The following is a 24,521-nucleotide window of genomic DNA, read 5'->3' as shown; positions in this document are numbered from 1 at the left end:
TTTACTTTTTAGTGTTTTTTGATTGCTGCTCTGTTACTACTGTAGGTGTTTCAGGCCGTTCAAACAAATCTAAATAGGCTTGTCCTAAATATTTAATAACATCGGATGCGATTAAACTTTGATACCCTTTAAATTCTACGGCCAAATCTGCAGACTTTCCGTGCAAATACACACCAAAACTAGCAGCTTCTAAAGCCGTATAACCTTGCGATATTAATCCCGTTATAATTCCTGTTAAGACATCTCCAGTACCTGCAGTTGCTAATCCTGGATTTCCAGTAGAATTTACATATAATTTATCCTGATAAACCGTAATTGAATTTGCACCTTTTAAAACAACAAGTACCTTATACTTTTTAGCAAAAGCTTTCGTTTTTTTTAATTTATCGAAATCATCTTCCCACTTCCCAATTAAACGTTCTAACTCCTTAGGATGCGGTGTTAGTATAGTATCTTCTTTTAAAAATTTCAACAATTTTTTATTTTTAGATAAGATATTTAACCCGTCAGCATCAATTACCAAAGGAACTGTGTTCACTTTTAAAAAGTTTTCAAAAGCGAGTATCGTCTTTTTATCTGTTCCTAAACCCACTCCAATTCCTATTACTGTAGGTTTAATTTGAAAAACGATATCTGTTATCAACTTTTCGTCTGAATCTGTAATTACCATGGCTTCGGGAAACGCAGTTTGCAGAGGAATATATCCACATTTTGGGACAAAAGCAGTTACTAATCCTGCACCAGATGCCAAAACAGCACGACTTGCCAATTGCACGGCACCCATTTTACCATAACTTCCTCCAATAATTAACGAATGTCCAAATTCACCTTTATGAGAAAACTTTCCACGTTGTTTATACATAGGTAACACATCGAACTTTCCTAAAACATGAGCTTCTGTTTCTGTCGTTTGCAAATATTCTGGATCAATTCCTATATTTAAAGCTTCCCATTGCTCTACATATTTTGACGTTTCCGGCAAGAAAAATACCAATTTAGGCGTTTGGAAACTCAGTATAAAATTAGATTTCACAACTTCATCTTCATGGTTTGGCTTACGATCTGTAAATAAACCAGAGGGAATGTCTACAGAAACAGTAAGTGCTTCAGATGTTTCAAAATATTTAAATAACGCAACTACCCAGTCTGCAATTGGTCGGTTTAATCCCACTCCAAAAACAGCGTCAATAATGATATCTTTATTCGTGATTTCAGGAAAATCGTCCACAGACTTTAGAGTTGTTGGCCAATCTTTAGTGGTCGCTTTTAAACGCTCGTAATTAACTAAAAAATCAGGAGAACGTTTATCGCTTAAATTAACAATAAATGTTTTTACGTTATAACCATGAGTCACCAAATGTCTTGCTAAAACCAATCCGTTTCCTCCATTATTCCCTATTCCACAAAATACTAAAATAGGCACAGGTGCTCCTTGCAGCCTTAAGTCAAACCAATTAAACAGACTCGTACCAGCACGTTCCATCAAGTCTGATGAACTTATATTTTGATTTTTTATGGTTAATCTATCTCCTTCAAAAATTTGTTCTTTAGAAAATATTTTCATTGCTATTATGTTTTATTTCAACTTATAATTGTGACAATACCCATTTAATTAATAGACAAGGTAAGTTACTTAAATTTTAAAATAAGTCTGAAGTTTAGTATCATCTCATCTCGTTTTTATATTATCTTTTTTAAATCCATTTTTAATAAAAATTTCCAATAATAATGACTTATAAAAAACAAATATAAATATAGACTATAAAATACTAACTGTGAAAATCTTTAATTTTAGGGTAACACTTCCCGGTTTGATATAAGCTTTTTTAAAAAATAAATATGTTTACCGATTTCATTTTTTGTATCTTCATAAATACATTAATTTAAAATAAAAAAACCATGTCTGGTATATTAGATTTATTAAATAGTGACTTAGGAAAAAGTGTGATAAGTGGTCTTGCAGGACAAACAGGACAAGATACAAGTAAAACGAGCAATTTACTTACTATGGCATTACCTGTTCTTACCCAAGCAATGAATAGAAATGCACAAGCTTCACCACAAGGTGCAGATAGCTTAATGAATGCATTAAATAATGGCAAACACGACGGAAGTATTCTAGATAACTTAGACGGCTTCTTTAATGGTGGTGTCGACGAAAGTGCTGTTACCGATGGTGGTAATATTTTAAACCATGTATTAGGATCAAAACAACAAAATGTCGAGAATGCTTTAAGTCAAAAATCTGGAATTGATGCGGGCACTGTTTCTCAGATATTAAAAATGGCAACACCTCTTTTAATGGCTTATTTAGGAAAACAACAACGCCAAAATAACGTCAGCAATTCAGGAGATTTAGGAAGTATGCTTGGTGGACTGGTTAAAGGAAACGATACAAAAGAAGAACAAAGCTTTCTAGAATCTATCTTAGATGCAGATGGAGATGGCAGTATTGTAGACGACGTTGCTGGTATGTTTTTAGACGGAAAGACAAGCAATAAAAGTGGTGGTATTGCTGGAATGTTAGGTGGTTTTCTAAAATAGAAACATCTATTCACTATACATTTAAGCCAAGTATTTTATTGCTTGGCTTTTTTGTGCCTTAAATTATTAGCTTTTAATTCTAAACTAAAAATTGTATATTAATAAAAATTCGTATACTAATGAAACCTTTATTTTACTTCCTGTTATTTAGTCTTTGCTTTATTGGCTGTAATGCCAATAAAGCAAATATGGCTTCATCAAAAGATAGTTCTGAAATAAAAAGAACTGAAAACGATACCGTAAGAATTGAAAATGATAGTTTAGAATATGAAGTAATAATTATAGAGCCTGGCTTTAATTATTGGCTTGCAAGTACTGCCAAACCTGAGGGTTATTATACTCAACAATATTTAGAAGCGAAAAATTACGTCTATGTATTGGAGTGGAATAACAGAGTGCGTTCACCATTTCTTTACGATCCGCTTTTATACGAATTAACCATAGATTATAGACCAAATATAGATTATGGGTACGACGTAAATTACAAAATGTATAATTACTTCATCTATTTTCAATTAAAATACAAACAAAAATTGTCTGGTTTTGTTCCTAGAAATTAATATATATTTGCAGCTGTAAATATTTATGGAAAAATTTAAACAACACTGGGAAATTACGAAAAATTGGCAATTTATATTTCCAGTATTAGCAGTCCTGATTCTTGTTTATAGTGCTTTTAAAATTTCACGCTTAATTTTCGGGAATACTAACAATATTCTTCTAGGTATATCTACCGCAGTATTTACCTTTGTTCTATTAAAATTCTTTCTATTTCTATTTAAAAAATTAGAAAAAAAATGGGTCTTGGATTACAAATGGGAAATGATTCGTGTGTTTATGGTTTTTGCTATAACCGGATCCTCTTCGCTTTTTATTGGACGTCCAATTATTAAATGGATAGGCGTTACAAAAGATAATTTAAGTCCGTTTTTATACTGGACTTTATACATCATTTTAGGAATCATTTTTTATCAAATTCTATTGGTATTCTTCGGATGGATTTTTGGCCAGTTTAATTTTTTCTGGAAGTTTGAAAAGAAAATGCTACGTCGTTTCGGACTAAAACGATTTGTGGACTAAATATGAATGAACTAAAAACACATATCCTTTTTAAGTCCCTTACATTGGTTGTGATATTAACACTATTAACGCCAACTTTTGTAAAGTTTAACCATGTATTCGAACATCATCACCGTGAAATTTGTCATGGTGAAATACAAACTCATTTACACACGGCAGATATCGACTGTGAATTTTATAAATTTCAATTAAATCATCATTTCACTATTCCTGTCTATTTTTCTGAAATTCCATCAGTTCAAGAAAACCATGAATTAATTTCAACTCAATATTATTTTTTAAGCGAATATCAACAACTTCATTTCTCATTAAGAGGCCCTCCTATTTATATTTAAACACAGACATAAGACTGACAATATCAGTATTTTAATACTATTTTAAATATAATAAAAATGAGATTATTCTTAATTATTTTATTATGTTTTGTAGCATCCCCTGTTGTTGCACAAAACATAATACAAGGTCGTGTTGTCGAGGACGCAACAGAACAGCCCATTCCATATATAGACGTTTATTTCCCACAATTAGAAAAAGGAGCTATTTCAGATGAAGATGGAAACTTTATAATAAAAAATCTCCCAAAAGGCACATATAAATTGGTGTACTCGTCTTTGGGCTACGAAACGTCTTCTATAAACATTACATTACCATATAAGGAACAATTAACTATCACATTAAAAACATCGGCAGTAGAGATGGATGAAATTATAATTTCTACCCCATTTCACAAATTGCAGCGAGATAATGTCATGATGGTTGAACGTGCTAAGATTTCCGATTTAAAAGCAAATGGAGCAGTAACGCTTGCCCAAGGTATTTCTGAAATTCCGGGAGTAGAAAGCATTACCACAGGAATGAGTATTGGAAAACCTGTAATTAGAGGTCTTAGTTCTAATCGTGTTTTGGTTTACACTCAAGGTGTCCGGTTAGAAAATCAACAATTTGGAGACGAGCATGGATTAGGGATTAACGATGCCGGAATTGAGAGTGTAGAAGTTATTAAGGGCCCCGCTTCCCTACTCTACGGTAGTGATGCATTAGGTGGTGTGTTGTATTTAAATCCGGAACGTTTTGCAAATCAAGATGAAACGCACGGCGATTTTGCAGTCACATATTATGGAAACACCCAAGGTATAGGTTCTAATATTGGTTTTAAAACTTCAGGTGACGGTTTTAAATTTTTAGTAAGAGGAAGTATTTCAGAACATTCAGATTACGACACTAAAGACTACCGTGTAACTAATACACGATTTAAAGAAAAGGATTTTAAAGCAGGCTTTGGTTATCAGAATACTAATTTTAAAACTGAATTTAGATACAATTTAAACGATTCAAAATTGGGTATCCCTGAAGAAATAGGCGTACAATCGACAAATAAAACACCACTGTTGCCGTATCAGCAAATTACAAACCATATTCTAAGTTCAAAATCTAATATATTTTTCGATAATTCGAGTTTAGACGTCACTTTTGGGTATATATATAATGATAGAAAAGAATTTGAAGAAGCACACGATCATGACGACCATGATCATGATGATGACCATGATGACCACGACGACGACGATCATGACGAAGATGAAGATCTCGACCCTGCACTTCAGATGAAACTAAAAACGTTTAATTACGATGTAAAATACAACCTGCCTTCATATGGAAAATTTGAAACTATTGTTGGTGTGCAAGGGATGAATCAAGTGAATACAAATTATGGTGAGGAAACTTTAATACCTGATGCAACTACAATCGATATCGGTCTTTTGGCAACATCTCATATTCATTTTGAAAAAATAGATGTACAAATCGGTGCACGTTATGATAATAGAAAGATTAATACAGAAACGGATTTAAACAAAGATTTTAATAGTTTTAATGGTGCTGCTGGTTTAAAAACTGATATTGCTAAAAACACCTCTTTACGTTTAAATCTAGCCTCTGGGTTTAGAGCACCAAACCTTGCAGAATTAACGTCGTATGGCTCGCATGAAGGTACAAATCGTTTTGAAATTGGTGATCCTAATTTAAAAAATGAACAGAACTTTCAGGCAGATTTAGCTATAGAATATAAAAACAAACATATTGAAGTGTTTGCTAATGGCTTCTATAATAACATTAATAATTACATTTATCTTACTCCAGACGGTGAAATTATAAATGACGTCCCAGTGTATTTATACGTTCAGGATGATGCTGCTTTATATGGTGGAGAATTTGGATTTCATATTCATCCGCATCCCATCCATTGGTTACATATTGAAAGTAGTTTTGAAACTGTTACTGGAAAACAAGATAATGGAGATTATTTACCTTTAATTCCTGCTAATAATTTTAAAAACACCATCCGTGTTGAATTTGATAAAAGTTGGATTAAAAAAGGATATGCATTCGTTAAGTTAAGTAGCACTTTGGCTCAAAACAATGTAAGTGAATTTGAAATTTACACAGATGGATACAATCTTTTTAGCGCTGGAATTGGAGGAGATTTTAAAGTATTTAAAAACACCCTAAACGTTAGTCTTACAGGAAATAACCTAACTAATAAAAAATATATAAGCCACTTATCTCGATTAAAATATGATGGCATTTATAATATGGGAAGAGATGTTAGTGTAGGTTTTACCTATAAAATATAGCCTTTTCAAAATTAATTTTATAAAAAAAGTCCCTTAAATAAGGGACTTTTTAGATTTTAATTGTTTGTCTTCGTTTTTGTTGGAACTAAACACGTAGGTGTAAAACCACATTAAAGTAAATGTTGGTATAATATCTACTCCAGGCATGGCTTCTTCTAAAAAAGAAATCCCAGCCGCAATTTTTCCTTGTTGTCCTTTAAATAATTTGGTCATGATATATGCCGAAGCTGGCGCCCAAATAATATCAGTTAACTCTCCTATTCCTGGCAAAATAAAACTAACATAACCTACAGCATCTAAAAGAATACACAAGGCTAATTTTTTATAATTTTTAGTTTTAGGCATAATTATATTTTATGTTATTTAACTCTCTAATAGCAAGAAATATACCAAAATTATTTTATGACAAATCTGCACTTATCAGCTTTAAAAACTCATTTCTAGTTTCTATTTTTTCAAATTGTCCTCGAAAACCAGAAGTAGTTGTCACCGAATTTTGTTTTTGTACGCCACGCATCATCATACACATATGGTTTGCTTCAATTACAACAGCTACACCCTGAGGTTTTAAAGTATCGTTTATACAGTCTAAAATTTGTTTAGTTAAACGTTCCTGTACTTGTAATCGTCTTGCAAATACATCTACAATACGAGGTATTTTACTTAATCCAACAATATGTCCGTTTGGAATATAGGCAATATGCGCTTTTCCAAAAAAGGGTAACATATGGTGTTCGCAAAGTGAATATAACTCGATGTTTTTCACAATTACCATTTCGTTATACGACTCTTTAAACATGGCACTTCTTAGAATTTCGGCAGCATCTAAATCGTAACCTTGCGTTAAAAACTGTATGGCTTTAGATGCGCGTTCTGGCGTTTTTTCTAGGCCTTCACGAGAAACATCTTCTCCAATGTTTTCAATGATGTTTTTATATTGAGATTTTATGTTGTCTGTAATCTCTAAATTATATTCTTCGTAATGTTTATAAGGCATAGATCGTTTCATTTTAAAAAAGCAAAGATAAAGGTATTGATTGTATTTAAGAAAACGATTTTAATTTTGACTGTTTTCAATAATATATACTTCAAAATTTAGACTTATAAATGGCATTAATTAAAACTACGCTATCAATATTACCTTACCTCTCCGTTTTTATCTAATAGCTTTTACCTTGTTTAAATTTATTTTGATCCTTTTGAATAGTGTTAATATCTCTGAAGATAATTAGACCTAAATAGTCCGAATGTTACTCTACTAACCTATTTATAATTTTTTTTCCATCCGAAAATTTTATTTTATCGATTGCAATACACTTTCAAATCTATTTAAATCAAAATCTATTTAATTTTGTGAGATAGTTTTTAAAGTATTACTTTAATCATCTTAATTACAATGCATGATTCAAGCAAAAAACATTCATAAATATTACGACGATTTTCATGTTCTAAAAGGTGTAAATCTTCATATTAAAAAAGGAGAAATCGTATCTATAGTTGGTGCTTCTGGAGCAGGAAAAACGACCTTACTTCAAATATTAGGAACCTTAGATTCGCCTTCAAAAAAAGATCCTTGCGAACTCGTAATCAATGGTGTAAACATCCAAAAATTAAAAGAAAAAGGATTAGCAAAATTTAGAAATGAACATATTGGTTTCATTTTTCAGTTTCATCAATTGTTACCAGAATTCAGTGCCTTAGAAAACGTTTGTATTCCTGCTTATATTAAAGGAATAAACCCTAATGTAGCAGAGCCAAGAGCTAAAGAATTATTAGATTTTTTAGGATTATCGCACCGTTTCGACCATAAACCCAACGAACTTTCTGGAGGAGAACAACAACGCGTTGCCGTGGCACGTGCTTTAATAAATAATCCAGGATTGATTTTTGCCGACGAACCTTCAGGAAATTTAGATAGTGAATCTGCTGAACAACTACATAACCTGTTTTTTAAATTACGTGAACAATTTGGGCAAACCTTTGTTATAGTAACTCACAATGAAGAATTAGCCAATTTGGCCGACAGAAAATTAGTTATGGTAGATGGAAATATTACAATCTAAAATCGAAAACTATATAAATATTTTACAGCGCTTTAACACCTTTCTAAAAGCGCCAATAAACAACGGAGACCACACATTATTTGACGGGTTTTCTAAAGTTCAAATTTTTACTACGGCCCTAATAACCGCTTTTATTTTTAACTTTGGCTTTACTATAGTCTTTTCTGTTATTGAAACTATGGGACTCGTAAATTTTGATAAACATGCATCTGCTAAACTTTTCGATGAATTCCCATATTACATTGTGGTTTTGCTTGGTGTAGTTTTAGCTCCGGTAATGGAAGAACTTATATTTAGAGGACCACTTACTCTATTTCCAGATAATAAATGGTTTATTTACGTGTTTTACTTTTTCGCATTATCATTCGGACTTGTACATATAACTAACTTTGAAATTACACGAAATGTTATCCTTTTAGCGCCTATTCTTGTGGCACCTCAAATAATTATTGGATTGTTCCTAGGTGTGATTAGATTACAATATGGTTTAGTTTATTCTATGTTGTTTCATGCCATTTATAACGGTATTTTAATTATTCCCGCAATCTTATTTCTCTCTAGTTATGACTAAAAACGAGTTAAAAGAGTTTCTAGATGAAAAGGTCATCCTCTACAATAACCCTAAGTTTATTGAAAGTGACCCCATTCAAATCCCACATCAGTTTAGTGTAAAAGAGGATATTGAAATCTCCGGGTTTTTAACCGCTACTATTTCTTGGGGAAACAGAAAAAGCATCATTAAAAATTCGAAATCGATGATGGAATTGCTAGACAATGCGCCTTACGATTTTGTGATTAATCATTCTGAAAATGATTTAGAAACGTTAAAATCATTTGTGCACCGTACGTTTAATGGAGATGATCTGGCTCAGTTTATAATAAGTCTGAAACATATTTATACTAAACATAACGGATTAGAATCACTGTTTGCAAAACATGCAGCAACAGATTCTTTACAACCGTCTATTCATCTATTTAAAAAAGTGTTTTTTGAAAATGAACATTTAAAACGGACTCAAAAACACATTAGTGATCCGTTGAAAAATTCGGCTGCGAAACGTATTAATATGTACCTAAGATGGATGATTAGAAACGACAACGCTGGTGTCGATTTTGGTATTTGGAATAGCTTATCTCCTTCTCAACTCTCCTGCCCATTAGATGTGCATTCAGGAAATGTAGCTCGGAAGTTAGGTGTTTTAACTAGAAAACAAAATGACGGGAAAGCTTTATCTGAATTAGATCTTGCATTGCGCAAACTTGATAAAACCGATCCTGTAAAATACGACTTTGCGCTTTTTGGACTTGGAGTATTCGAAGGGTTTTAATCTCTCTTTTACTATATTTATAACACATTACTGGTCTTCATTATCAAAAATTAATCACCTATGAAACACTATTTATCTATAATTTTCATCTTCTCTACGATTTACAGTTTTTCTCAAACTTTAAAAATCCCAATAGATACCATGGTTGTTACCACACACACAACCACTATAAAAAACCAAAGCATTTCATATACAGCAACCACAGGTATGCAACCTGTTTGGAATAAAAAAGGTGATCCTATTGCCTCTCTATATTATACCTATTACGAACGTAATAATGTTAAAGATAAAGCAAACCGACCTTTACTAATATCATTTAATGGAGGCCCGGGTTCTGCTTCCGTTTGGATGCATATCGCTTACACAGGTCCTAAAATTTTAAATCTTGATGATGAAGGCTACCCAATACAACCTTATGGAGTAAAGGACAATCCAAATTCTATTTTAGACATAGCAGATATTGTTTATGTTAATCCTGTAAACACAGGATACTCAAGAATGATTCCCGATAAAGAAGGGAAATTTCCTAAACAAGAACTCTTTTTTGGTATAAACGCAGATATAGAATATTTAGCCGAATGGATAAATACATTTGTTTCTAGAAAAAACCGTTGGGAATCGCCCAAATATATTATAGGCGAAAGCTATGGTGGTACACGCGTTATGGGCTTAGCAAAGGAATTACAGTCTAGACAATGGATGTATTTAAACGGCGTGATTATGGTTTCTCCAGCAGATTATAAAATATACAGTACTAATCAACCCATATATTCAGCATTAAACTTACCGTATTTTGCTGCAACAGCGTGGTATCACAATGTATTACCCGCAGAATTACAGCAAAAAGATTTATTAGATGTACTTCCTGAAGTCGAAAACTATGCCATTAACAACCTTATGCCTGCCATCGCAAAAGGTGGTTTTATTTCGGAAACTGAAAAACAAGAAGTCGCAAAAAAAGTAGCCTATTTTTCTGGATTAACAGAACAAGAGGTTTTACAATATAATTTAGATGTACCAAATAGTTATTTCTGGAAATCATTACTACGTGATGAAACCGGACAAACTATTGGGCGTTTAGATTCTAGATATTTAGGAATTGATAAAACAGATGCAGGAATTTCTCCAGATTATAATGCAGAAATTACGTCTTGGGCGCATTCCTTTACACCTGCTATTAACTATTATATAAGGGAAGAACTAAATTTTAAAACCGATGTAAAGTATAATATGTTTGGTGATGTAAATCCTTGGAACAAAGAAGGCAATAACGTAAGAGAGGGATTAAGACAAGCCATGGCAGAAAACCCATATTTAAAAGTACTTATACAATCTGGATATTATGATGGCGCCACTACTTATTTTGGAGCTAAATACACGATGTGGCAAGTAGACCCGAGTGGAAAAATGAACGACCGTTTTACCTTTAAAGGCTATAGAAGCGGACATATGATGTACTTGAGAAAAGACAATTTAATCTCTGCAAATGATGATATTCGTGAGTTTATAAAGAATGCTTCCAGTAACGGTAAAGCTGCAAAATATACGAAGAAATAAGACTTCCTATTTCTAATAAAAGAACACAATACGCTTGGTTGGCTTTAAGTTTAACCAATCGTTTTTTTATTTTGATTCAGTCGCGTCCTAAATAATATTATATGTTCATTTTTTTCATCGATAAAAAGATCCTTAAACTTCGCTCTGGATAAACCAAGCCAAAAAAATCTAGGCTTACGAACTTTTATCTAAATTTTTCGTTCACCATCTAAATTTAAAGAACTCGCTACTAAAATTCAACAAAATAGAGACATTCGTTTAACTCAAACAACTTTAAATTTTACGATACTTTCACTTCAAATTTTACGATAAATTTTCGATAGGCCAACCAAAAAAACAAAATGCAACTTATATAGAAAAAGTACCTCCCTCAGCACAACTAGTTCCATAAAGACAGCAGTGGCAAATCTTTTTAAAAAAAAGAGAGTAATCGTTTAAGACGTTATTGATTTTGATTATTAACTATTCTACTATGTTTATGTTTAACGAATTACATTCAACAATTTTTCATAAGCTTCCCTAGGCTGTCCTCTGAAATAGACTTTCCCACAATACATATAATTGAATTTTTCAAAGATGTTAAGCATCGCTAAATTATCAAAATTAGTATCTGCTTTTATGCTGTAAATCTTATTCTCCAGAGCATAATCTTCAATGTGTTCCATTATTATTTTAGCTAGACCTTTACCGACATAACGTTCTGAAACAGCTATGCGATGGAACACCACAAAATCTGAATGGCTTAACCAAGTGCCTTCAATGTTTTCATATTCAGGTTCATCATTAATTAAAATCGCAGTATATCCAACAATAGTTCCATGATCAGTTAAAACAAAACCAACGCGGTTCTCAATATCCTTTTTTATAACATCAAGGTTGGGATAACCATCTTGCCATTGATTACTTCCGTCTTGCTTTCTTCTTTCGATGGCGTGTTTTAAAATATCCCAAATCAACTGTTTCTCGGAGATTTCTGCTTTTCTAAATTGATAACTCATGGTTTATTATTGTGTTCTTTATATAATGAATGCTAACGCTTAGTTATAAGTATAATTGAAGATTTATATGTAAGGATTTTTCAAAAAAAATCAGGAATAAATTTTAAATTGATTTTACCACAGTACATTATTAGTTTTTCAATCTTGATGTTCGTAGCCTAGTTCTTCATTTTTATCCCAAAAAGACATAAACAATTCGGAAGGTGAACCTTTTTTAGAAACCCAATCAGCAACAATTTGGATTGCAATTTCTAAATCTTCCATATAAGCCATTCTTCCATCGCTACCTCTAATTCCTTTTTCATCTTTTTTAGCGCCTCTATTAATCAAAACATTTTTTTCATCATAGATTATTCTTCTTACTTGTTCGTTCTCTTTACCTTTTGGTAAACTATCCTTAAGAAGTTTTGTCAGACCGTGATAATAAAGTTGAAATTTCTCAACTGGGTCATCAATAGTTTGTCCAAGTAATTTTACAGCTTGATTTTCTATAGTTAATTCTGAATCTATATTAATTGTAAGCTGTTCTCCTTTTATTTCTTCAGACTTTTGAAGAATTTCTAATCTTTCTATATCTGCTTTTGATAGTTCTCTTTTTTTCTTTTCTATGTTTTTGTTCTCTTCTTTTTTCATATTATACTTCTAAAAGTTCTCTTATTTTATCTGCGGCGATTCCTAAAGATTCAGCATCCCAATTTGAAACATTTAAATTCTTAGTTGCTAAATTGATATCAGGAAAATATTCCTTATAATATCCCCAATAATTATTTCCTAATTCTGATTGTCTCCATTGGTATTGCGAATAAATTACACAAGGATGTATTTGACATTCTTTTGCAAATCTCTTCACAATTAATGGGTTATCTATTAATTTCTCTATATACCTCATTTTTTCTGAAGATAATAGATACTCTGAAGCAAATTCGTTTGCTTTATCTTCTTGTAAAAGGAATAAATCAGGTTCTCCTGATAAATGAAATTTTGTGTTTTCAATCGTTTCTAAATCGAATAGAACGTGATTTAACTCGTGTATAAGAGCGAACCATATAGTTGCATAATTTTTATTGAAATCAGTGATAACAATACAAGGTTTATTATTTATAAAAAACGTTGCTCCTCGAATTTGAGTTTTAGGTAAAGAAGGTTGAAATACTACTGTAACTCCTATATTAAATAATGCTTGAAAAATAGTTAATAATCCTTTTTCGACATTTTGAGTGTAAGGTTTTATTTTTGGAATTAAATCTATTAAATTTTCTCGCGAATATTCATTTGGATTATCTATTAATTCAAAATACTTGTATGAAGATTTAATCCAAAAGTCTTTCATTTTATCACTATACGACCTTTTTGTTCTACTATATAAAGCATCGTTTAGTTCTTTTTCATAATCATAGATTGAATCAAGTTCGAAAAATTTGCATATTCTTATTGTTAGGTTTTCTACTGAATCATCAATTTTAATAAAGCCTAGACTAGCCAAAGTTTTTAAATCAAAATTCTTATTAATATAAGTTATATCCATCGAGTTTTGCAATTCTTTTATTTCCTCTCTAGGTCTATCTTTAAAATGTAGAACTAATAAATCTTCTAGACTTAACTCTAAAAACTCTCCAAGTTTTAGTAAGTTTAATATATCAGTTTGTTTTGAAGATTTTTTTAATATAGCATCTAAGCTTTTTCTTTGAATTCCAGAAAGTCTTTCAAAATGAGTTTTGCTTAAGCCACTAGATTTAAGTTTGTCTTTTAGTAATTTTTCAAAGTCTTTATTTGCTGTAAAACTTTTATCTAATATTTCGCTAATCATATAATTGCGGTAAATTTACCTCAAATATAATTAAAATACCGAAACAAACAACGGTAAAAAGGTAAAATTACCTCGATTATTTTATTTTAGAAAACTTACTTATAACATAAATATACTAAACACATGCTCTATAAACTTTTTTCAAGCCAATTATAAATATCAAATCCATTCTCAAAGTTATATGAATGTCCGCTTTCTGTTATGATGTAGTGTTTTAATTAACTTAATGTCAAATCGAGCCGAGTCGAGATCGTATATAATGGTTTTCGACTCCGCTCTAACTGACAATAACAAGTATTATGTGTTAACAGACATATACCCTAATGGAATTATAACTGTTAAATCACAAGAGATAAACATAATAAAACAAAAAAATCCAGCTAAACAGCTGGATTTTTTATAATCTATAAAATGTAACTCTAAATATTACTTCGCAATATTTACAGCTCTTGTTTCTCTAATAACCGTCACTTTTACTTGACCTGGATAAGTCATATCCGTTTGAATTTTCTGTGAGATCGTAAATGATAAATCAGATGCATTTTGATCTGTTACTTTTTCACTTTCAACAATCACACGTAATTCTCTACCCGCTTGAATAGCATATGCTTTTTTAACACCTGGGAAACCGAATGCGATATCCTCAAGATCTTTTAAACGTTGGATATAACTATCTAAAACTTGACGTCTTGCTCCCGGTCTTGCTCCTGAAATAGCATCACAAACCTGAACGATTGGCGCTAATAACGATTTCATTTCGATTTCGTCGTGGTGAGCTCCAATAGCGTTTATAACATCGTCTTTCTCTCCAAATTTCTCAGCCCATTGCATACCTAAAATAGCGTGAGGTGTTTCCATATCTGCTTCTGCATCTGGCACCTTTCCGATATCGTGAAGTAATCCGGCACGTTTCGCTAATTTCGGATTCAATCCTAATTCTGCTGCCATAATTCCACAAAGCTTAGCTACTTCACGCGAGTGTTGTAGTAAGTTTTGACCGTAAGACGAACGGTATTTCATACGTCCTACCATTTTAATAAGCTCTGGATGTAAATTATGAATTCCAAGATCGATTACCGTACGTTTTCCAACTTCAATAATTTCTTGTTCAATTTGCTTTCTTGTCTTCTTAACAACTTCTTCGATACGTGCTGGGTGAATACGTCCGTCTGTTACTAATTTGTGTAACGATAAACGCGCGACTTCACGTCTTACAGAATCGAAACAAGATAAGATAATAGCTTCTGGCGTATCATCAACAATAATTTCTACACCTGTGGCAGCTTCAATAGCGCGAATATTTCGACCTTCACGACCAATAATTCTACCTTTAACATCATCACTTTCAATATTAAATACAGACACACAGTTATCTACCGCTTCTTCCGTACCAATACGCTGAATAGTATTTATAATAATTTTTCTTGCTTCTTGTTGTGCAGTAAGTTTTGCTTCTTCTAACGTGCTTTGAATGTAAGATAATGCATCATTTTTAGCTTCTCCTTTTAAAGATTCTACTAATTGTGATTTTGCTTCTTCTGCAGATAAACTAGAAATAACTTCTAATTGGTCAATCTGGCTTTTATGAAGACGTTCAATCTCATCTTCCTTTTTATCTAAAAAGTCTAGTTTATAGTTATAGTCTTTTACTTTAGCATCAATCTCAGAATTTAATTTTTTATTTTTAGAAAGCTCATTAGATAATTGAGACTCTTTATCTCTAGTACGTTTTTCGGCATCAGCCATTTTTTTGTCGCGACTTAAAATCACTTTTTCGTGCTCAGATTTAAGTTCTATAAACTTTTCTTTAGCTTGTAATATTTTATCTTTTTTAATAGATTCACCATCATTATTGGCGTCTTTTATAATTTTTTGAGCTTCCGATTTTGCATCAGAAACAACTTTCGATGCATTGCTTTTCTCTAAAGCTTTGGCTATTACAAAGCCGATTATTACGCCTAGTAGCGCTCCTCCTGCAATTAATATAATTGAGTTCTCCATGGGTTCAGTTAGTAGTATTATTTATATATAAAAAAAGCCTGTACCGGTTCTATAGTTTTGTATAAACTCCTTATATACAAGTTTAGGGTTAACAAGCTGATCAAGGATCTGCCCAAAAACCAAAAATAAATTTGGTGATAGCAGCATGCTTTTACAACTTAAACTCACCCTTTTTAAAGAATTAACGTTGAGTTTATCAAAAAAAATGACCAATACAGGCAGTAACTTTGTTTCTTTTAAAGACCGTTAAGAATTCAGTTGTTCGTTTAATAAGCGATTTAAAGCTGTTAACTTCTCCTCGACATGTTCACTAACCGATTCCGTATCTATTTGTTTTTGTTCTACTTGAGATGCAAATTGTAAAGCACACATGGCTAAAACATCTTGTTTATCTCTCACAGAATAACTTTGCTCAAATTGCGTAATCATAGCTTCAATTTGCTTTGCTGCCTTACGTAATCCTTCTTCTTGCTCTGGAGCAATAGTTAACGGATATACTCTATTAGCAATAGAAAGTTTAATTTTCAGCATTTCTGACATAAAATCAATTTATGATTTCATTATTCCGAGAGTTGTGAAATACAATAATCTATCTCTCTTACTAATGAATTTATTTTAAGCTTTGTTTCCTTTTTGTTATCGTCACTGCCAAGCATGCTTTTTGCAATTTTGAGTGCATCATATTTTTCAGCCCAAGCTTCAATTTCTTGTTTTTGGGATTGAAGGTTATGCTGAGATTGATTTAAATCCTCTTGTAGTTTGGCATTAGATTGCTGTAACGCATCAACTTTGCGCAGCATCTTGCCAATTTTATCTTCTAGAGCATCTACAATTTCTTCAATATTACTCATTTACAAATACCATACTTATCTCACAAAGTTAACATACCTAGGTAAAAATAACAATTGTTTTGCCTATAAAATTAAAAATACTTTGTTGTATCTCATTTTCAATATGATGAGAGGCTAATGTGAGATTATACTTTGCATATTGGCTTCAAATAATTACATTAGTGCCTCAATTTTAATATATGCGAATTCCTTTATTATTATTTCTTTTAATTCCTTTTGTACTTTTTTCACAAAACCCTTATCCTCAAGATTATTTTAGTAATCCGTTGGACATTCCTATTGTTTTGGCTGGAACTTTTGCCGAATTAAGATCGAATCATTTTCATTCAGGAATGGATATTAAAACACAACAGCGCGAAGGTTTAAAAGTTTTAGCTGCTGCTGATGGTTTTGTAAGCCGAATTAAAATTTCTCCTTTTGGTTATGGTAAAGCACTTTACATTACACATCCTAACGGTTATACCACCGTATATGCGCATTTATCTAAATTATCGCCAAAGATTGAAGCTTATTTAAAAGAACACCAATACGAAGCAGAATCTTATGCTATAGAATTGTTCCCTCCTATTAAAGCATTATTAGTTAATAAAGGCGAACTTATTGCATATAGCGGAAATACGGGAAGTTCTGGTGGACCGCATTTGCATTTTGAAATTCGCGATAAAAACGAGCATCCTATAAATCCTATGCTATTTGGAATTAATACGAAAGATTCTACTAGACCTGTAATTAGTAGTTTATACGCCTACCCTATTGGTGAAGATTCTCAGATAAATAAATCGGATAGTAAACAGAAAATTAGAATAACAAAACAGGCCGATGGTAATTTTATTGCAGAATCTATAGAAGCCGTTGGAAAAATAGGTTTCGGAATTGAAACTGTAGATCGTCAAGATTTAGCGCCTAATAATAATGGCGTGTATAACATACAAACGCAATTTAATGGCACCCCAAATTTTGAAATCGATTTTACCACATTCTCTTTTCTAGAAACTAACGATATTAACCGTCTTATAGATTACGATGTTTATAAAAATGAAAAAGACCGTATTCAGAAATTATTTATAGACACCAATAACGAATTAAGTTTATATAAAAACACTGTAGATTATGGTTATTTAACTATTGCAGATAGCACTTCGGGAGTTTATAAAATAAAAGTAAGCGATTTTGAAGGCAACGATACTTGGGTTACCGTTTCTATAGACGGCAAATACAATGCAGATATTTTAAAGAAATCGCCAGAAGTTACTCCATATTATATATACGAAAATCAAGCGGCTACTTTATCGGAAGAAAACGTAACTGTAAACATTTATAAAAACACCTTTTACGACGATTTCTTTATCGATTTTAAAGTCTCTAACGACATTTTGCAATTGCTTCCTATTGGTCATGCCGCACGCAAAAAATTCAGTATAACTTTCGACATTTCGAAATATAACGATGCCGATAAATCAAAATTATATATTGCAGAACTCGTGGGTTACAATAAATGGCCAAGCTATTCTACAACTACACGAAAGGACAATACTTTAACCACATTTACTAAATATTTAGGGTATTACACTTTGGTTTCCGATACTATAGCGCCAACCATAGTGCCTTTAAATTTTAAAGATGAACAGTGGATTAGTAGCTCAAAAACACTAAAAGTTAAAATTACAGATGACAAGTCTGGTATTTCGGATTACAGAGCAACTATTAACGGAAAATGGATTTTAATGGAATATGAGTATAAAACAAATTCCTTAACTTACGATTTTAACGACCAGATAAGCACAGAAGCTCACAACGATTTTAAACTAATAGTAACCGATAATGTAGGAAATAGTTCTACTTTTGAAGCTAGGTTTCACAGAAAATAATGAACATAACTATCAACCACAGGCGTTTCCTTTTAAACGTATTCTATTTTTTAATCCCTTTGTTTTCCTTTGCGCAAAATGGAACTTTACATGGTATTATATTAGACGAATTAAACCAACCTATTACTAACGTAAGTATTAAGGCTGGCAATCTCGGAACTCAGACTAATGCGAATGGTTTTTACGCTATTAAAATACCTGATAGTAAAAACATAACAGTAGTTTACTCACATATTTCTTTTAAATCTGTAACTGCGAATTTTAATTTAAAAGATGGCGAGACTTTCGAGTTTAATCCTGTAATGAATACTAATGTTGAACAAATTGAAACAGTAGTACTTTCAGGATCTACACGAAAAGATGTACGAGGAATTGTTACCATAAACCCTGCCGTTATTAGACAAATCCCAGGAGCAAATGCAGGAATAGAAAACTTATTAAAAACACTTCCAGGCGTAAGTAGTAATAATGAATTAAGTACCCAATATTCTGTGCGTGGTGGAAATTACGATGAAAACTTAGTATATGTAAACGGTATAGAAGTTTACCGTCCGTTTTTAGTCCGTTCTGGACAACAAGAAGGATTGAGTTTTGTTAATACTTATATGGTTCAGAATGTAGATTTCTCTGCTGGTGGTTTTCAAGCTAAATATGGCGACAAATTATCTTCGGTTTTAGATATTACATATCGCAAGCCTACACATTTTGCTATAAATGCCGATTTAAGCTTACTTGGCGGAAGTCTTACTATAGAAGGGGTTAGTAAAGATTCTAAATTAACGGGGCTTATTGGTATGCGTTACCGAGACAACAGTTTATTGGTAAATGCTAAAGAAACAGTTACCAATTACGATCCTAAATTTGCAGATATTCAGACGTATTTCACATATCAATTTACAGATAAATTTAGTGTAAACTTTTTAGGAACAGCTTCTATAAATAAGTACAATTACGAGCCTGAAACACGCCAAACTAATTTTGGTACGTTAAACGACCCTATGGCATTGTTGGTGTATTACGACGGAGAAGAAAAAGATGCATACAATATGCTTTTTGGTGCCTTACATGCCTCTTATAGCGTTAACGACGATTTAAATATAGATTTAATAGCCTCTACTTACCATACTACAGAAGAAGAATATTTCGATATTTCGGCTCAATATAGATTAGGTGAAGTAAATAGTAATATCGGAGATGAAGATTTAGGTGAAGTTGAATATAGTGAAGGTATTGGAGGACAACTTAACCACGGTAGAAACGATTTAGACGCCCTAATTTCAACAGTACAACTAAAAGGGAACTATGCACTTAATGAAAATAATTTCGATTTTTCTGCAAAATTCACCAACGAAAATATTCGTGACAGAATAGTTGAATGGGAAATTATAGATTCCGCAGGTTTTTCTATAAATCCACCAAAATTAAGAGACCCCAACAATCAGCCTTACGAACCTTATGAAGGTCCTTTGGTTGCTTTTCAAAATGTAAGAGCCACTAATAACACCACAATTAATAGATTCCAAGCCTATGGACAATGGAGTCGAAGATTTGATTTGGGTGATCATGAAATTTGGGCAAATGCCGGAGTACGTTCCCATACCTGGACCGTAAGTGGTGATGGTATAGAAAGTACAACACAAACGGTTGTGAGTCCACGTGCACAATTTGCTATAAAACCAGATTGGAAACACGATATGCTTTTTAGAGTGTCTGGAGGTTTATATTATCAGCCACCATTTTACAGAGAGTTAAGAGACTCTACAGGAACTGTAAATCCGAATGTGAAAGCTCAAAAATCGATTCAATTTGTATTAGGAAACGATTATAGTTTTGAAATTTGGGAACGTCCATTTAAATTAACAACAGAAGCTTATTATAAAAAAATGACGGATGTTAACGCCTATACCGTAGAAAACGTTCGTATTCGTTACCAAGCCGATAACAATGCTGAAGCGTATGCTTACGGATTAGATTTACGTATAAATGGTGAGTTTGTTCCAGGAACAGAATCTTGGTTTAGTTTCGGGTATTTAAAAACGGAAGAGAATATAGACGATCGTGGTTATATTGCAAGACCAACAGACCAACGATTAAAATTTGGAGCACTGTTTCAGGATTACGTTCCGAAGTTACCGGCTATGAAAATGTATTTAAATTTGGTATATAATACAGGTTTACCAGGAGGTTCGCCTAGCTATGCAGACCCTTACGATTACCAAAGCAGATTACCCGATTATAAACGTGTAGATTTAGGATTGCAATATGTGATTGTGGGTGAAGACAAAGTGTTTGATAATGGTTGGAAGAAGCCTTTTAAATATCTGTCTGTTGGTTTCGAGATTTTTAATGTCTTCGATGTTCAAAACTCTATAACCAATACTTGGGTTCGCGATGTATACAGTAAACGCCAATATGCAATCCCTAATTACTTAACTCCAAGAGTTTTTAATGTAAGAACGACCATGACGTTTTAAATTAAGCATTAGAATTCTGAATAATTACACCTCATATAAAACACCCTGTTTTATCTTATTAATAGAGGGTGTTTGGATGAAGGTACTTAAATTTTTAAGCTAGATTTACAATGTATATCCAAATATAACTGACAATGTTTTGTAGTCTGAGTACCATAAATCATAACTATTAAGAACATCTCTAGAGAATAAATATCGAACTTCTAAACTATATTTTTTATTGAATTTGTATCCTCCACCAAAAGCAAAATCATTAGTCGTATTTATTTCTAACTCTCTCCCTGAATCAAAATTAATGACGGAATTTCCGCTAAAATCGAAAACATAGGATACATTTACAAAAAGCTGTGAGTTTTCATTTAAATTAAAATAGTGTCTCACTCCTACTGGTAATTCAATTGATGAATAATCTACATCAACTTTATAGTCTTCTATTTCCATATCAGATTTAAAATATTGATAGGTCGGCTCCACAATTATTGCCCATTTATTTCGGTTCATTGGCAAAAAATTTTCTACTTCTACTCCAAATCGAAACGAAACCGTGTTACCAAAATCTGTATCTAGATATTCAAAACTATTATTTTGAATAGAAAGTGAAGAACTGTTAATTCCTGGTCTAATTGTAAAATTAAATATATCTTTTTTTTGTTTCTCTACGTAATTAACAAAGTCTTGATTTTCACACGTATTATATTTAACAAAAAACTTGACTAAATCCTCTCTCTCATACTCTACGTATTGCATTTTGTCTTTTTTAATTGTAGAACATTTTAAATTATCCCACAATTGTTGTCTATACATATTGTTTTCACCAAGTTTACTGTTTGGTAATTCATAATTCTTAAATACTAACTGTTCAATTTTAGAATCATTTAAGCTGTAAAAGTATCTTTTTAGCTTTCCGTCTTCAATATATTCATACAAAGTTGCATTACCCTTAACTAACACTCTTAATAATAAATATTCAGATTTAAAAGTAGGGTTCCTATCTGAAGTTAAATCTGTAAGACTTGATGTCGATCTATCAATATCTACAGTCTCCTTCTGATATTCTGAAACGTTATAAATTCCAAACTCTTGAATATCTTCAATGCTTATATCTTGAGTTTCGCCATGATCTGAAAGCATATATTTTATTTCAGTTGGATTGTTTAACCAATCTACATTTTTAATTAAACATTCCGTTTTCTGATTGGCGTTATTAATAAAATATCCTTTTTCGAAAGCGATTTGGGAAAAACAATTAATACTCAGGATTGTGGTAAAAAATAATAGTAAGTAGGTTTTCATTTGTTTAAGTTAATTTTTATTTTAAAGATACAAGTCTCTATAAACTTGATGAGTTAGGCTCTAAATATATATAATTTCCTACATTTTATTGTGATTTAAAAATAAAAGTCTGAATCTAAAAATCATAAAATCTTTTATTTATACATTTAAATTAACATATTAAACAGAATTACCATGAAAAGGTTTAGCCCTGATTGAAGCGGCATCCTTTTTTATTGTTTTATAAAAAAGATATAGTGTAAAGCAGGAAATAGCTCCTAAAAGCTTTCAAATACATGGCTGTTTAACCAATTAAAGGATAGAATTGAGGTTTTAAATTATAGTTTCATAATGTTCAACTGTAGGGAATGGCTCATAATAATGATGTAATAAGGCTTTCCATTTTAGATATTCTTCAGATGTTCTAAAACCAATGTTGTGGTCGTCTATAGATTCCCAATTTACAAGTAAAATGTATTTATTTTCTTGTTCAACACATTTTTTTAAGGTGTGATTTTTATACCCTTTTATTGCGCTAATATATTTACCAGCGTGTATAAAATCCGTTTCAAACTGCTGATTTTTTCCTTCTTTAATGTTTAAAATTGCGACTTCAAGTATCATAGTATTCAGGTTTAATACATTTTATTTGGGTTGGCTGATGTTTTTGGTATTTGTTGGATGGAATCCCAATGTTCCACAATTTTTCCATCAGTATCAAATCTAAAAAAATCCATGGTAACATATTCATCATTATCTGGCCAAGATTGAAATGTATGAAGCGCCACTAAATCGTGCTCTGAGATCACTCTTACAAACTCAATAGATTTATTTGGAAACTCCGTCTGCATACGTTCAAAGTATGTTATAAAACCTTCTGTTCCGTTTTCTACTGCTGGATTATGTTGTATATATTCGGAACCCACATATAATTCTATTGCCTTTCTGGGGTTACCTTCATATGCCATTTTATAGAATTCCTCGGCATTCTTTTTCATGTTTTCGTTCATAATAATATTTTCTACTTTACTTATTTATCCTTTAATTGCTAATCATAGTTTAGTTTAAATCGTATAACTTATTCCTAATTAATGACATATCTGATTTGGTTTTCGAAATGAGATTTTTACTGACTGTAATTTCAAAAAAAACTTTTATTGGATTTAATCTTTAGTTTCAATTTATTAGATAGTCCATTCCCTTTTACCCAATCTAAAATACAAATATAAATGGTAATCTATAATCGATTTAATTTCATTAATTATGATAAACCAGTTATTAATTATGTTTTTAGATAAATTATGTACGTAAATTTTAATCTTATATTTGAATATAAATTTCGCCTGTATTCATGAATAAAAAAACAACTATAACAAAAGCACCTTGGCCAACTAAAGCCGCCATGGAACAGGTTTACAACTTAAACCTTTGGGGACAAAACAAATCTGATTTTTATTCTGGTAATGGTTCTCATCAGCCAGAACTTGTAAATCCATATATTGAGGTCGTAACTTCATTTTTAAACACTTTTACGTCCCCATTAGTAGTTTGTGATTTAGGTTGTGGCGATTTTAATATTGGGAAAAATTTGATGCCATTTACCAAAAAATATATAGCTGTAGATATTGTAACAGATCTTATAACACGTAATAAAGACATATTTAAAAATGATAATTTAGAATTCTACTGTTTAGATCTTGCTAAAGATGATTTACCTGCTGGAGATTGTGCCATTTTAAGACAAGTACTGCAACACATCTCGAATGTTGAAATACAAAATATTCTGAATAAGTTAATCGACTATAAATATGTTATTATAACCGAACATTTACCTGTTGGCGATTTTATTCCTAATAAAGATATTATATCAGGACAAGGTATAAGACTAAAAAAACAAAGTGGTGTAAACGTATTGGCTCCACCTTTTAATTTTAAGATAAAAGCAGAAACACAATTATTATCTATAGTCTTAAATGATGGAAAAGGCGTTATTGTAACGACCTGTTATCAGCTAAATTAATATAATATTTAAAGAACTCAGAAAA

General features: G+C 31.7%; 24 protein-coding genes and 1 other RNA gene. 12 read left to right on the top strand and 13 right to left on the bottom strand.

The genetic code is table 11. The features are described from left to right. Nucleotide 1 precedes the first annotated feature (1 nt). A complete protein-coding gene (locus R6X41_RS06000; protein ID WP_318498385.1) occupies nucleotides 2-1,564 on the bottom strand; it encodes an NAD(P)H-hydrate dehydratase in 1,563 nt (520 codons plus the stop codon). A 335-nt stretch (nucleotides 1,565-1,899) separates the two neighbouring features. Between R6X41_RS06000 and R6X41_RS05995 the strand changes: the two genes are divergently transcribed. The 5 genes from R6X41_RS05995 to R6X41_RS05975 all read left to right on the top strand — a co-directional run bounded on the left by R6X41_RS05995 (nucleotide 1,900) and on the right by R6X41_RS05975 (nucleotide 6,257). Further along, nucleotides 1,900-2,544, top strand: coding sequence for a DUF937 domain-containing protein (locus R6X41_RS05995; protein ID WP_318498383.1), 645 nt, complete (start codon nucleotides 1,900-1,902; stop codon nucleotides 2,542-2,544). A gap of 119 nt (nucleotides 2,545-2,663) precedes the next feature. Then, the gene (locus R6X41_RS05990; protein ID WP_318498381.1) at nucleotides 2,664-3,104 is read left to right on the top strand and encodes a DUF6146 family protein; all 441 of its coding nucleotides are present in this window, start codon (nucleotides 2,664-2,666) and stop codon (nucleotides 3,102-3,104) included. 25 nt (nucleotides 3,105-3,129) lie between these two features. Beyond that, nucleotides 3,130-3,624: a DUF6787 family protein gene (locus tag R6X41_RS05985; protein ID WP_318498379.1), complete on the top strand. Its 495-nt coding sequence runs from the start codon at nucleotides 3,130-3,132 to the stop codon at nucleotides 3,622-3,624. Between the two features lie 2 nt (nucleotides 3,625-3,626). Next, a complete protein-coding gene (locus R6X41_RS05980; protein WP_318498377.1) occupies nucleotides 3,627-3,959 on the top strand; it encodes a hypothetical protein in 333 nt (110 codons plus the stop codon). 57 nt (nucleotides 3,960-4,016) lie between these two features. Then, entirely contained in the window at nucleotides 4,017-6,257 is a 2,241-nt protein-coding gene (locus tag R6X41_RS05975) for a TonB-dependent receptor (RefSeq protein WP_318498375.1), read from the top strand. Nucleotides 6,258-6,290: 33 nt separating this feature from the next. Here R6X41_RS05975 and R6X41_RS05970 read toward each other — a convergent pair whose 3' ends face one another. After that, nucleotides 6,291-6,602 carry a hypothetical protein gene (locus tag R6X41_RS05970; RefSeq protein WP_318498374.1) on the bottom strand — a complete coding sequence of 104 codons (312 nt, stop codon included), beginning with the start codon at nucleotides 6,600-6,602 and terminating at the stop codon, nucleotides 6,291-6,293. Between the two features lie 55 nt (nucleotides 6,603-6,657). Beyond that, nucleotides 6,658-7,254, bottom strand: a complete 597-nt coding sequence (folE, locus tag R6X41_RS05965; RefSeq protein ID WP_318498372.1) for a GTP cyclohydrolase I FolE — start codon at nucleotides 7,252-7,254, stop codon at nucleotides 6,658-6,660. Between the two features lie 403 nt (nucleotides 7,255-7,657). On the opposite strand from folE, the gene R6X41_RS05960 reads away from it, so the two are divergent. Genes R6X41_RS05960 through R6X41_RS05945 form a run of 4 tightly spaced genes read left to right on the top strand, consistent with a single transcriptional unit; the run spans nucleotide 7,658 to nucleotide 11,205 of the window. After that, nucleotides 7,658-8,320: an ABC transporter ATP-binding protein gene (locus R6X41_RS05960; protein ID WP_318498370.1), complete on the top strand. Its 663-nt coding sequence runs from the start codon at nucleotides 7,658-7,660 to the stop codon at nucleotides 8,318-8,320. Then, nucleotides 8,301-8,891, top strand: a complete 591-nt coding sequence (locus R6X41_RS05955) for a CPBP family intramembrane glutamic endopeptidase (RefSeq protein WP_318498368.1) — start codon at nucleotides 8,301-8,303, stop codon at nucleotides 8,889-8,891. Before R6X41_RS05960 ends, R6X41_RS05955 begins: the two co-directional genes overlap by 20 nt. Continuing rightward, a complete protein-coding gene (locus R6X41_RS05950) occupies nucleotides 8,884-9,648 on the top strand; it encodes a TIGR02757 family protein (protein WP_318498366.1) in 765 nt (254 codons plus the stop codon). The genes R6X41_RS05955 and R6X41_RS05950 overlap by 8 nt, the downstream gene beginning before the upstream one ends. Before the next feature lie 60 nt (nucleotides 9,649-9,708). After that, a complete protein-coding gene (locus tag R6X41_RS05945) occupies nucleotides 9,709-11,205 on the top strand; it encodes a S10 family peptidase (RefSeq protein WP_318498364.1) in 1,497 nt (498 codons plus the stop codon). A 482-nt stretch (nucleotides 11,206-11,687) separates the two neighbouring features. Here the strand turns inward: R6X41_RS05945 and R6X41_RS05940 are convergent, their stop codons facing one another. The 7 genes from R6X41_RS05940 to R6X41_RS05910 all read right to left on the bottom strand — a co-directional run bounded on the left by R6X41_RS05940 (nucleotide 11,688) and on the right by R6X41_RS05910 (nucleotide 16,862). Beyond that, the gene (locus R6X41_RS05940; RefSeq protein WP_318498362.1) at nucleotides 11,688-12,203 is read right to left on the bottom strand and encodes a GNAT family N-acetyltransferase; all 516 of its coding nucleotides are present in this window, start codon (nucleotides 12,201-12,203) and stop codon (nucleotides 11,688-11,690) included. A gap of 138 nt (nucleotides 12,204-12,341) precedes the next feature. Beyond that, entirely contained in the window at nucleotides 12,342-12,836 is a 495-nt protein-coding gene (locus R6X41_RS05935) for a hypothetical protein (RefSeq protein ID WP_318498360.1), read from the bottom strand. A 1-nt stretch (nucleotide 12,837) separates the two neighbouring features. Beyond that, the gene (locus R6X41_RS05930) at nucleotides 12,838-14,010 is read right to left on the bottom strand and encodes an ImmA/IrrE family metallo-endopeptidase (protein ID WP_318498358.1); all 1,173 of its coding nucleotides are present in this window, start codon (nucleotides 14,008-14,010) and stop codon (nucleotides 12,838-12,840) included. 426 nt (nucleotides 14,011-14,436) lie between these two features. After that, nucleotides 14,437-16,011 carry a ribonuclease Y gene (gene rny / locus R6X41_RS05925; protein ID WP_318498357.1) on the bottom strand — a complete coding sequence of 525 codons (1,575 nt, stop codon included), beginning with the start codon at nucleotides 16,009-16,011 and terminating at the stop codon, nucleotides 14,437-14,439. A gap of 63 nt (nucleotides 16,012-16,074) precedes the next feature. Continuing rightward, nucleotides 16,075-16,204: non-coding RNA, 6S RNA (gene ssrS / locus R6X41_RS05920), on the bottom strand. A 53-nt stretch (nucleotides 16,205-16,257) separates the two neighbouring features. Next, nucleotides 16,258-16,551, bottom strand: a complete 294-nt coding sequence (locus R6X41_RS05915; protein WP_318498355.1) for a cell division protein ZapA — start codon at nucleotides 16,549-16,551, stop codon at nucleotides 16,258-16,260. Nucleotides 16,552-16,571: 20 nt separating this feature from the next. Continuing rightward, on the bottom strand, nucleotides 16,572-16,862 hold the full coding sequence (locus tag R6X41_RS05910; RefSeq protein WP_318498354.1) for a hypothetical protein: 291 nt from the start codon (nucleotides 16,860-16,862) through the stop codon (nucleotides 16,572-16,574). Nucleotides 16,863-17,041: 179 nt separating this feature from the next. Between R6X41_RS05910 and R6X41_RS05905 the strand changes: the two genes are divergently transcribed. Beyond that, entirely contained in the window at nucleotides 17,042-18,730 is a 1,689-nt protein-coding gene (locus R6X41_RS05905; protein WP_318498352.1) for a M23 family metallopeptidase, read from the top strand. Next, nucleotides 18,730-21,204, top strand: a complete 2,475-nt coding sequence (locus R6X41_RS05900; RefSeq protein ID WP_318498350.1) for a TonB-dependent receptor — start codon at nucleotides 18,730-18,732, stop codon at nucleotides 21,202-21,204. The genes R6X41_RS05905 and R6X41_RS05900 overlap by 1 nt, the downstream gene beginning before the upstream one ends. Before the next feature lie 105 nt (nucleotides 21,205-21,309). Here the strand turns inward: R6X41_RS05900 and R6X41_RS05895 are convergent, their stop codons facing one another. From R6X41_RS05895 to R6X41_RS05885, 3 genes are all read right to left on the bottom strand, one after another. Next, nucleotides 21,310-22,497 (bottom strand): porin family protein, encoded by a 1,188-nt coding sequence (locus tag R6X41_RS05895; RefSeq protein WP_318498349.1) that lies wholly within the window; start codon nucleotides 22,495-22,497, stop codon nucleotides 21,310-21,312. 312 nt (nucleotides 22,498-22,809) lie between these two features. After that, on the bottom strand, nucleotides 22,810-23,100 hold the full coding sequence (locus tag R6X41_RS05890; RefSeq protein WP_318498347.1) for an antibiotic biosynthesis monooxygenase family protein: 291 nt from the start codon (nucleotides 23,098-23,100) through the stop codon (nucleotides 22,810-22,812). A gap of 11 nt (nucleotides 23,101-23,111) precedes the next feature. Then, complete coding sequence (locus R6X41_RS05885; protein WP_318498345.1) at nucleotides 23,112-23,486, bottom strand: nuclear transport factor 2 family protein; 375 nt, start codon at nucleotides 23,484-23,486, stop codon at nucleotides 23,112-23,114. A gap of 341 nt (nucleotides 23,487-23,827) precedes the next feature. On the opposite strand from R6X41_RS05885, the gene R6X41_RS05880 reads away from it, so the two are divergent. Beyond that, a complete protein-coding gene (locus R6X41_RS05880; RefSeq protein WP_318498343.1) occupies nucleotides 23,828-24,496 on the top strand; it encodes a class I SAM-dependent methyltransferase in 669 nt (222 codons plus the stop codon). Nucleotides 24,497-24,521 lie beyond the last annotated feature (25 nt).

Source organism: Formosa sejongensis, from assembly GCF_033447105.1.
Taxonomy (GTDB): Bacteria; Bacteroidota; Bacteroidia; order Flavobacteriales; family Flavobacteriaceae; genus Formosa.
This window is presented reverse-complemented; position numbering and strand designations above follow the sequence as displayed.

What these genes read in the sequence shown, in the direction of transcription:
- R6X41_RS05980 (WP_318498377.1), top strand. Translation starts at nt 3,627, where the DNA reads ATGAATGAACTAAAAACACATATCCTTTTTAAGTCCCTTACATTGGTT.
- R6X41_RS05880 (WP_318498343.1), top strand. Translation starts at nt 23,828, where the DNA reads ATGAATAAAAAAACAACTATAACAAAAGCACCTTGGCCAACTAAAGCC.
- folE (WP_318498372.1), bottom strand. Translation starts at nt 7,254, where the DNA reads ATGCCTTATAAACATTACGAAGAATATAATTTAGAGATTACAGACAAC.
- R6X41_RS05910 (WP_318498354.1), bottom strand. Translation starts at nt 16,862, where the DNA reads ATGAGTAATATTGAAGAAATTGTAGATGCTCTAGAAGATAAAATTGGC.
- R6X41_RS05935 (WP_318498360.1), bottom strand. Translation starts at nt 12,836, where the DNA reads ATGAAAAAAGAAGAGAACAAAAACATAGAAAAGAAAAAAAGAGAACTA.
- R6X41_RS05975 (WP_318498375.1), top strand. Translation starts at nt 4,017, where the DNA reads ATGAGATTATTCTTAATTATTTTATTATGTTTTGTAGCATCCCCTGTT.
- R6X41_RS05895 (WP_318498349.1), bottom strand. Translation starts at nt 22,497, where the DNA reads ATGAAAACCTACTTACTATTATTTTTTACCACAATCCTGAGTATTAAT.
- R6X41_RS05950 (WP_318498366.1), top strand. Translation starts at nt 8,884, where the DNA reads ATGACTAAAAACGAGTTAAAAGAGTTTCTAGATGAAAAGGTCATCCTC.
- rny (WP_318498357.1), bottom strand. Translation starts at nt 16,011, where the DNA reads ATGGAGAACTCAATTATATTAATTGCAGGAGGAGCGCTACTAGGCGTA.
- R6X41_RS05995 (WP_318498383.1), top strand. Translation starts at nt 1,900, where the DNA reads ATGTCTGGTATATTAGATTTATTAAATAGTGACTTAGGAAAAAGTGTG.
- R6X41_RS05905 (WP_318498352.1), top strand. Translation starts at nt 17,042, where the DNA reads ATGCGAATTCCTTTATTATTATTTCTTTTAATTCCTTTTGTACTTTTT.
- R6X41_RS05985 (WP_318498379.1), top strand. Translation starts at nt 3,130, where the DNA reads ATGGAAAAATTTAAACAACACTGGGAAATTACGAAAAATTGGCAATTT.
- R6X41_RS05990 (WP_318498381.1), top strand. Translation starts at nt 2,664, where the DNA reads ATGAAACCTTTATTTTACTTCCTGTTATTTAGTCTTTGCTTTATTGGC.
- R6X41_RS05930 (WP_318498358.1), bottom strand. Translation starts at nt 14,010, where the DNA reads ATGATTAGCGAAATATTAGATAAAAGTTTTACAGCAAATAAAGACTTT.
- R6X41_RS06000 (WP_318498385.1), bottom strand. Translation starts at nt 1,564, where the DNA reads ATGAAAATATTTTCTAAAGAACAAATTTTTGAAGGAGATAGATTAACC.
- R6X41_RS05940 (WP_318498362.1), bottom strand. Translation starts at nt 12,203, where the DNA reads ATGAGTTATCAATTTAGAAAAGCAGAAATCTCCGAGAAACAGTTGATT.
- R6X41_RS05945 (WP_318498364.1), top strand. Translation starts at nt 9,709, where the DNA reads ATGAAACACTATTTATCTATAATTTTCATCTTCTCTACGATTTACAGT.
- R6X41_RS05915 (WP_318498355.1), bottom strand. Translation starts at nt 16,551, where the DNA reads ATGTCAGAAATGCTGAAAATTAAACTTTCTATTGCTAATAGAGTATAT.
- R6X41_RS05955 (WP_318498368.1), top strand. Translation starts at nt 8,301, where the DNA reads ATGGAAATATTACAATCTAAAATCGAAAACTATATAAATATTTTACAG.
- R6X41_RS05890 (WP_318498347.1), bottom strand. Translation starts at nt 23,100, where the DNA reads ATGATACTTGAAGTCGCAATTTTAAACATTAAAGAAGGAAAAAATCAG.
- R6X41_RS05970 (WP_318498374.1), bottom strand. Translation starts at nt 6,602, where the DNA reads ATGCCTAAAACTAAAAATTATAAAAAATTAGCCTTGTGTATTCTTTTA.
- R6X41_RS05960 (WP_318498370.1), top strand. Translation starts at nt 7,658, where the DNA reads ATGATTCAAGCAAAAAACATTCATAAATATTACGACGATTTTCATGTT.
- R6X41_RS05885 (WP_318498345.1), bottom strand. Translation starts at nt 23,486, where the DNA reads ATGAACGAAAACATGAAAAAGAATGCCGAGGAATTCTATAAAATGGCA.
- R6X41_RS05900 (WP_318498350.1), top strand. Translation starts at nt 18,730, where the DNA reads ATGAACATAACTATCAACCACAGGCGTTTCCTTTTAAACGTATTCTAT.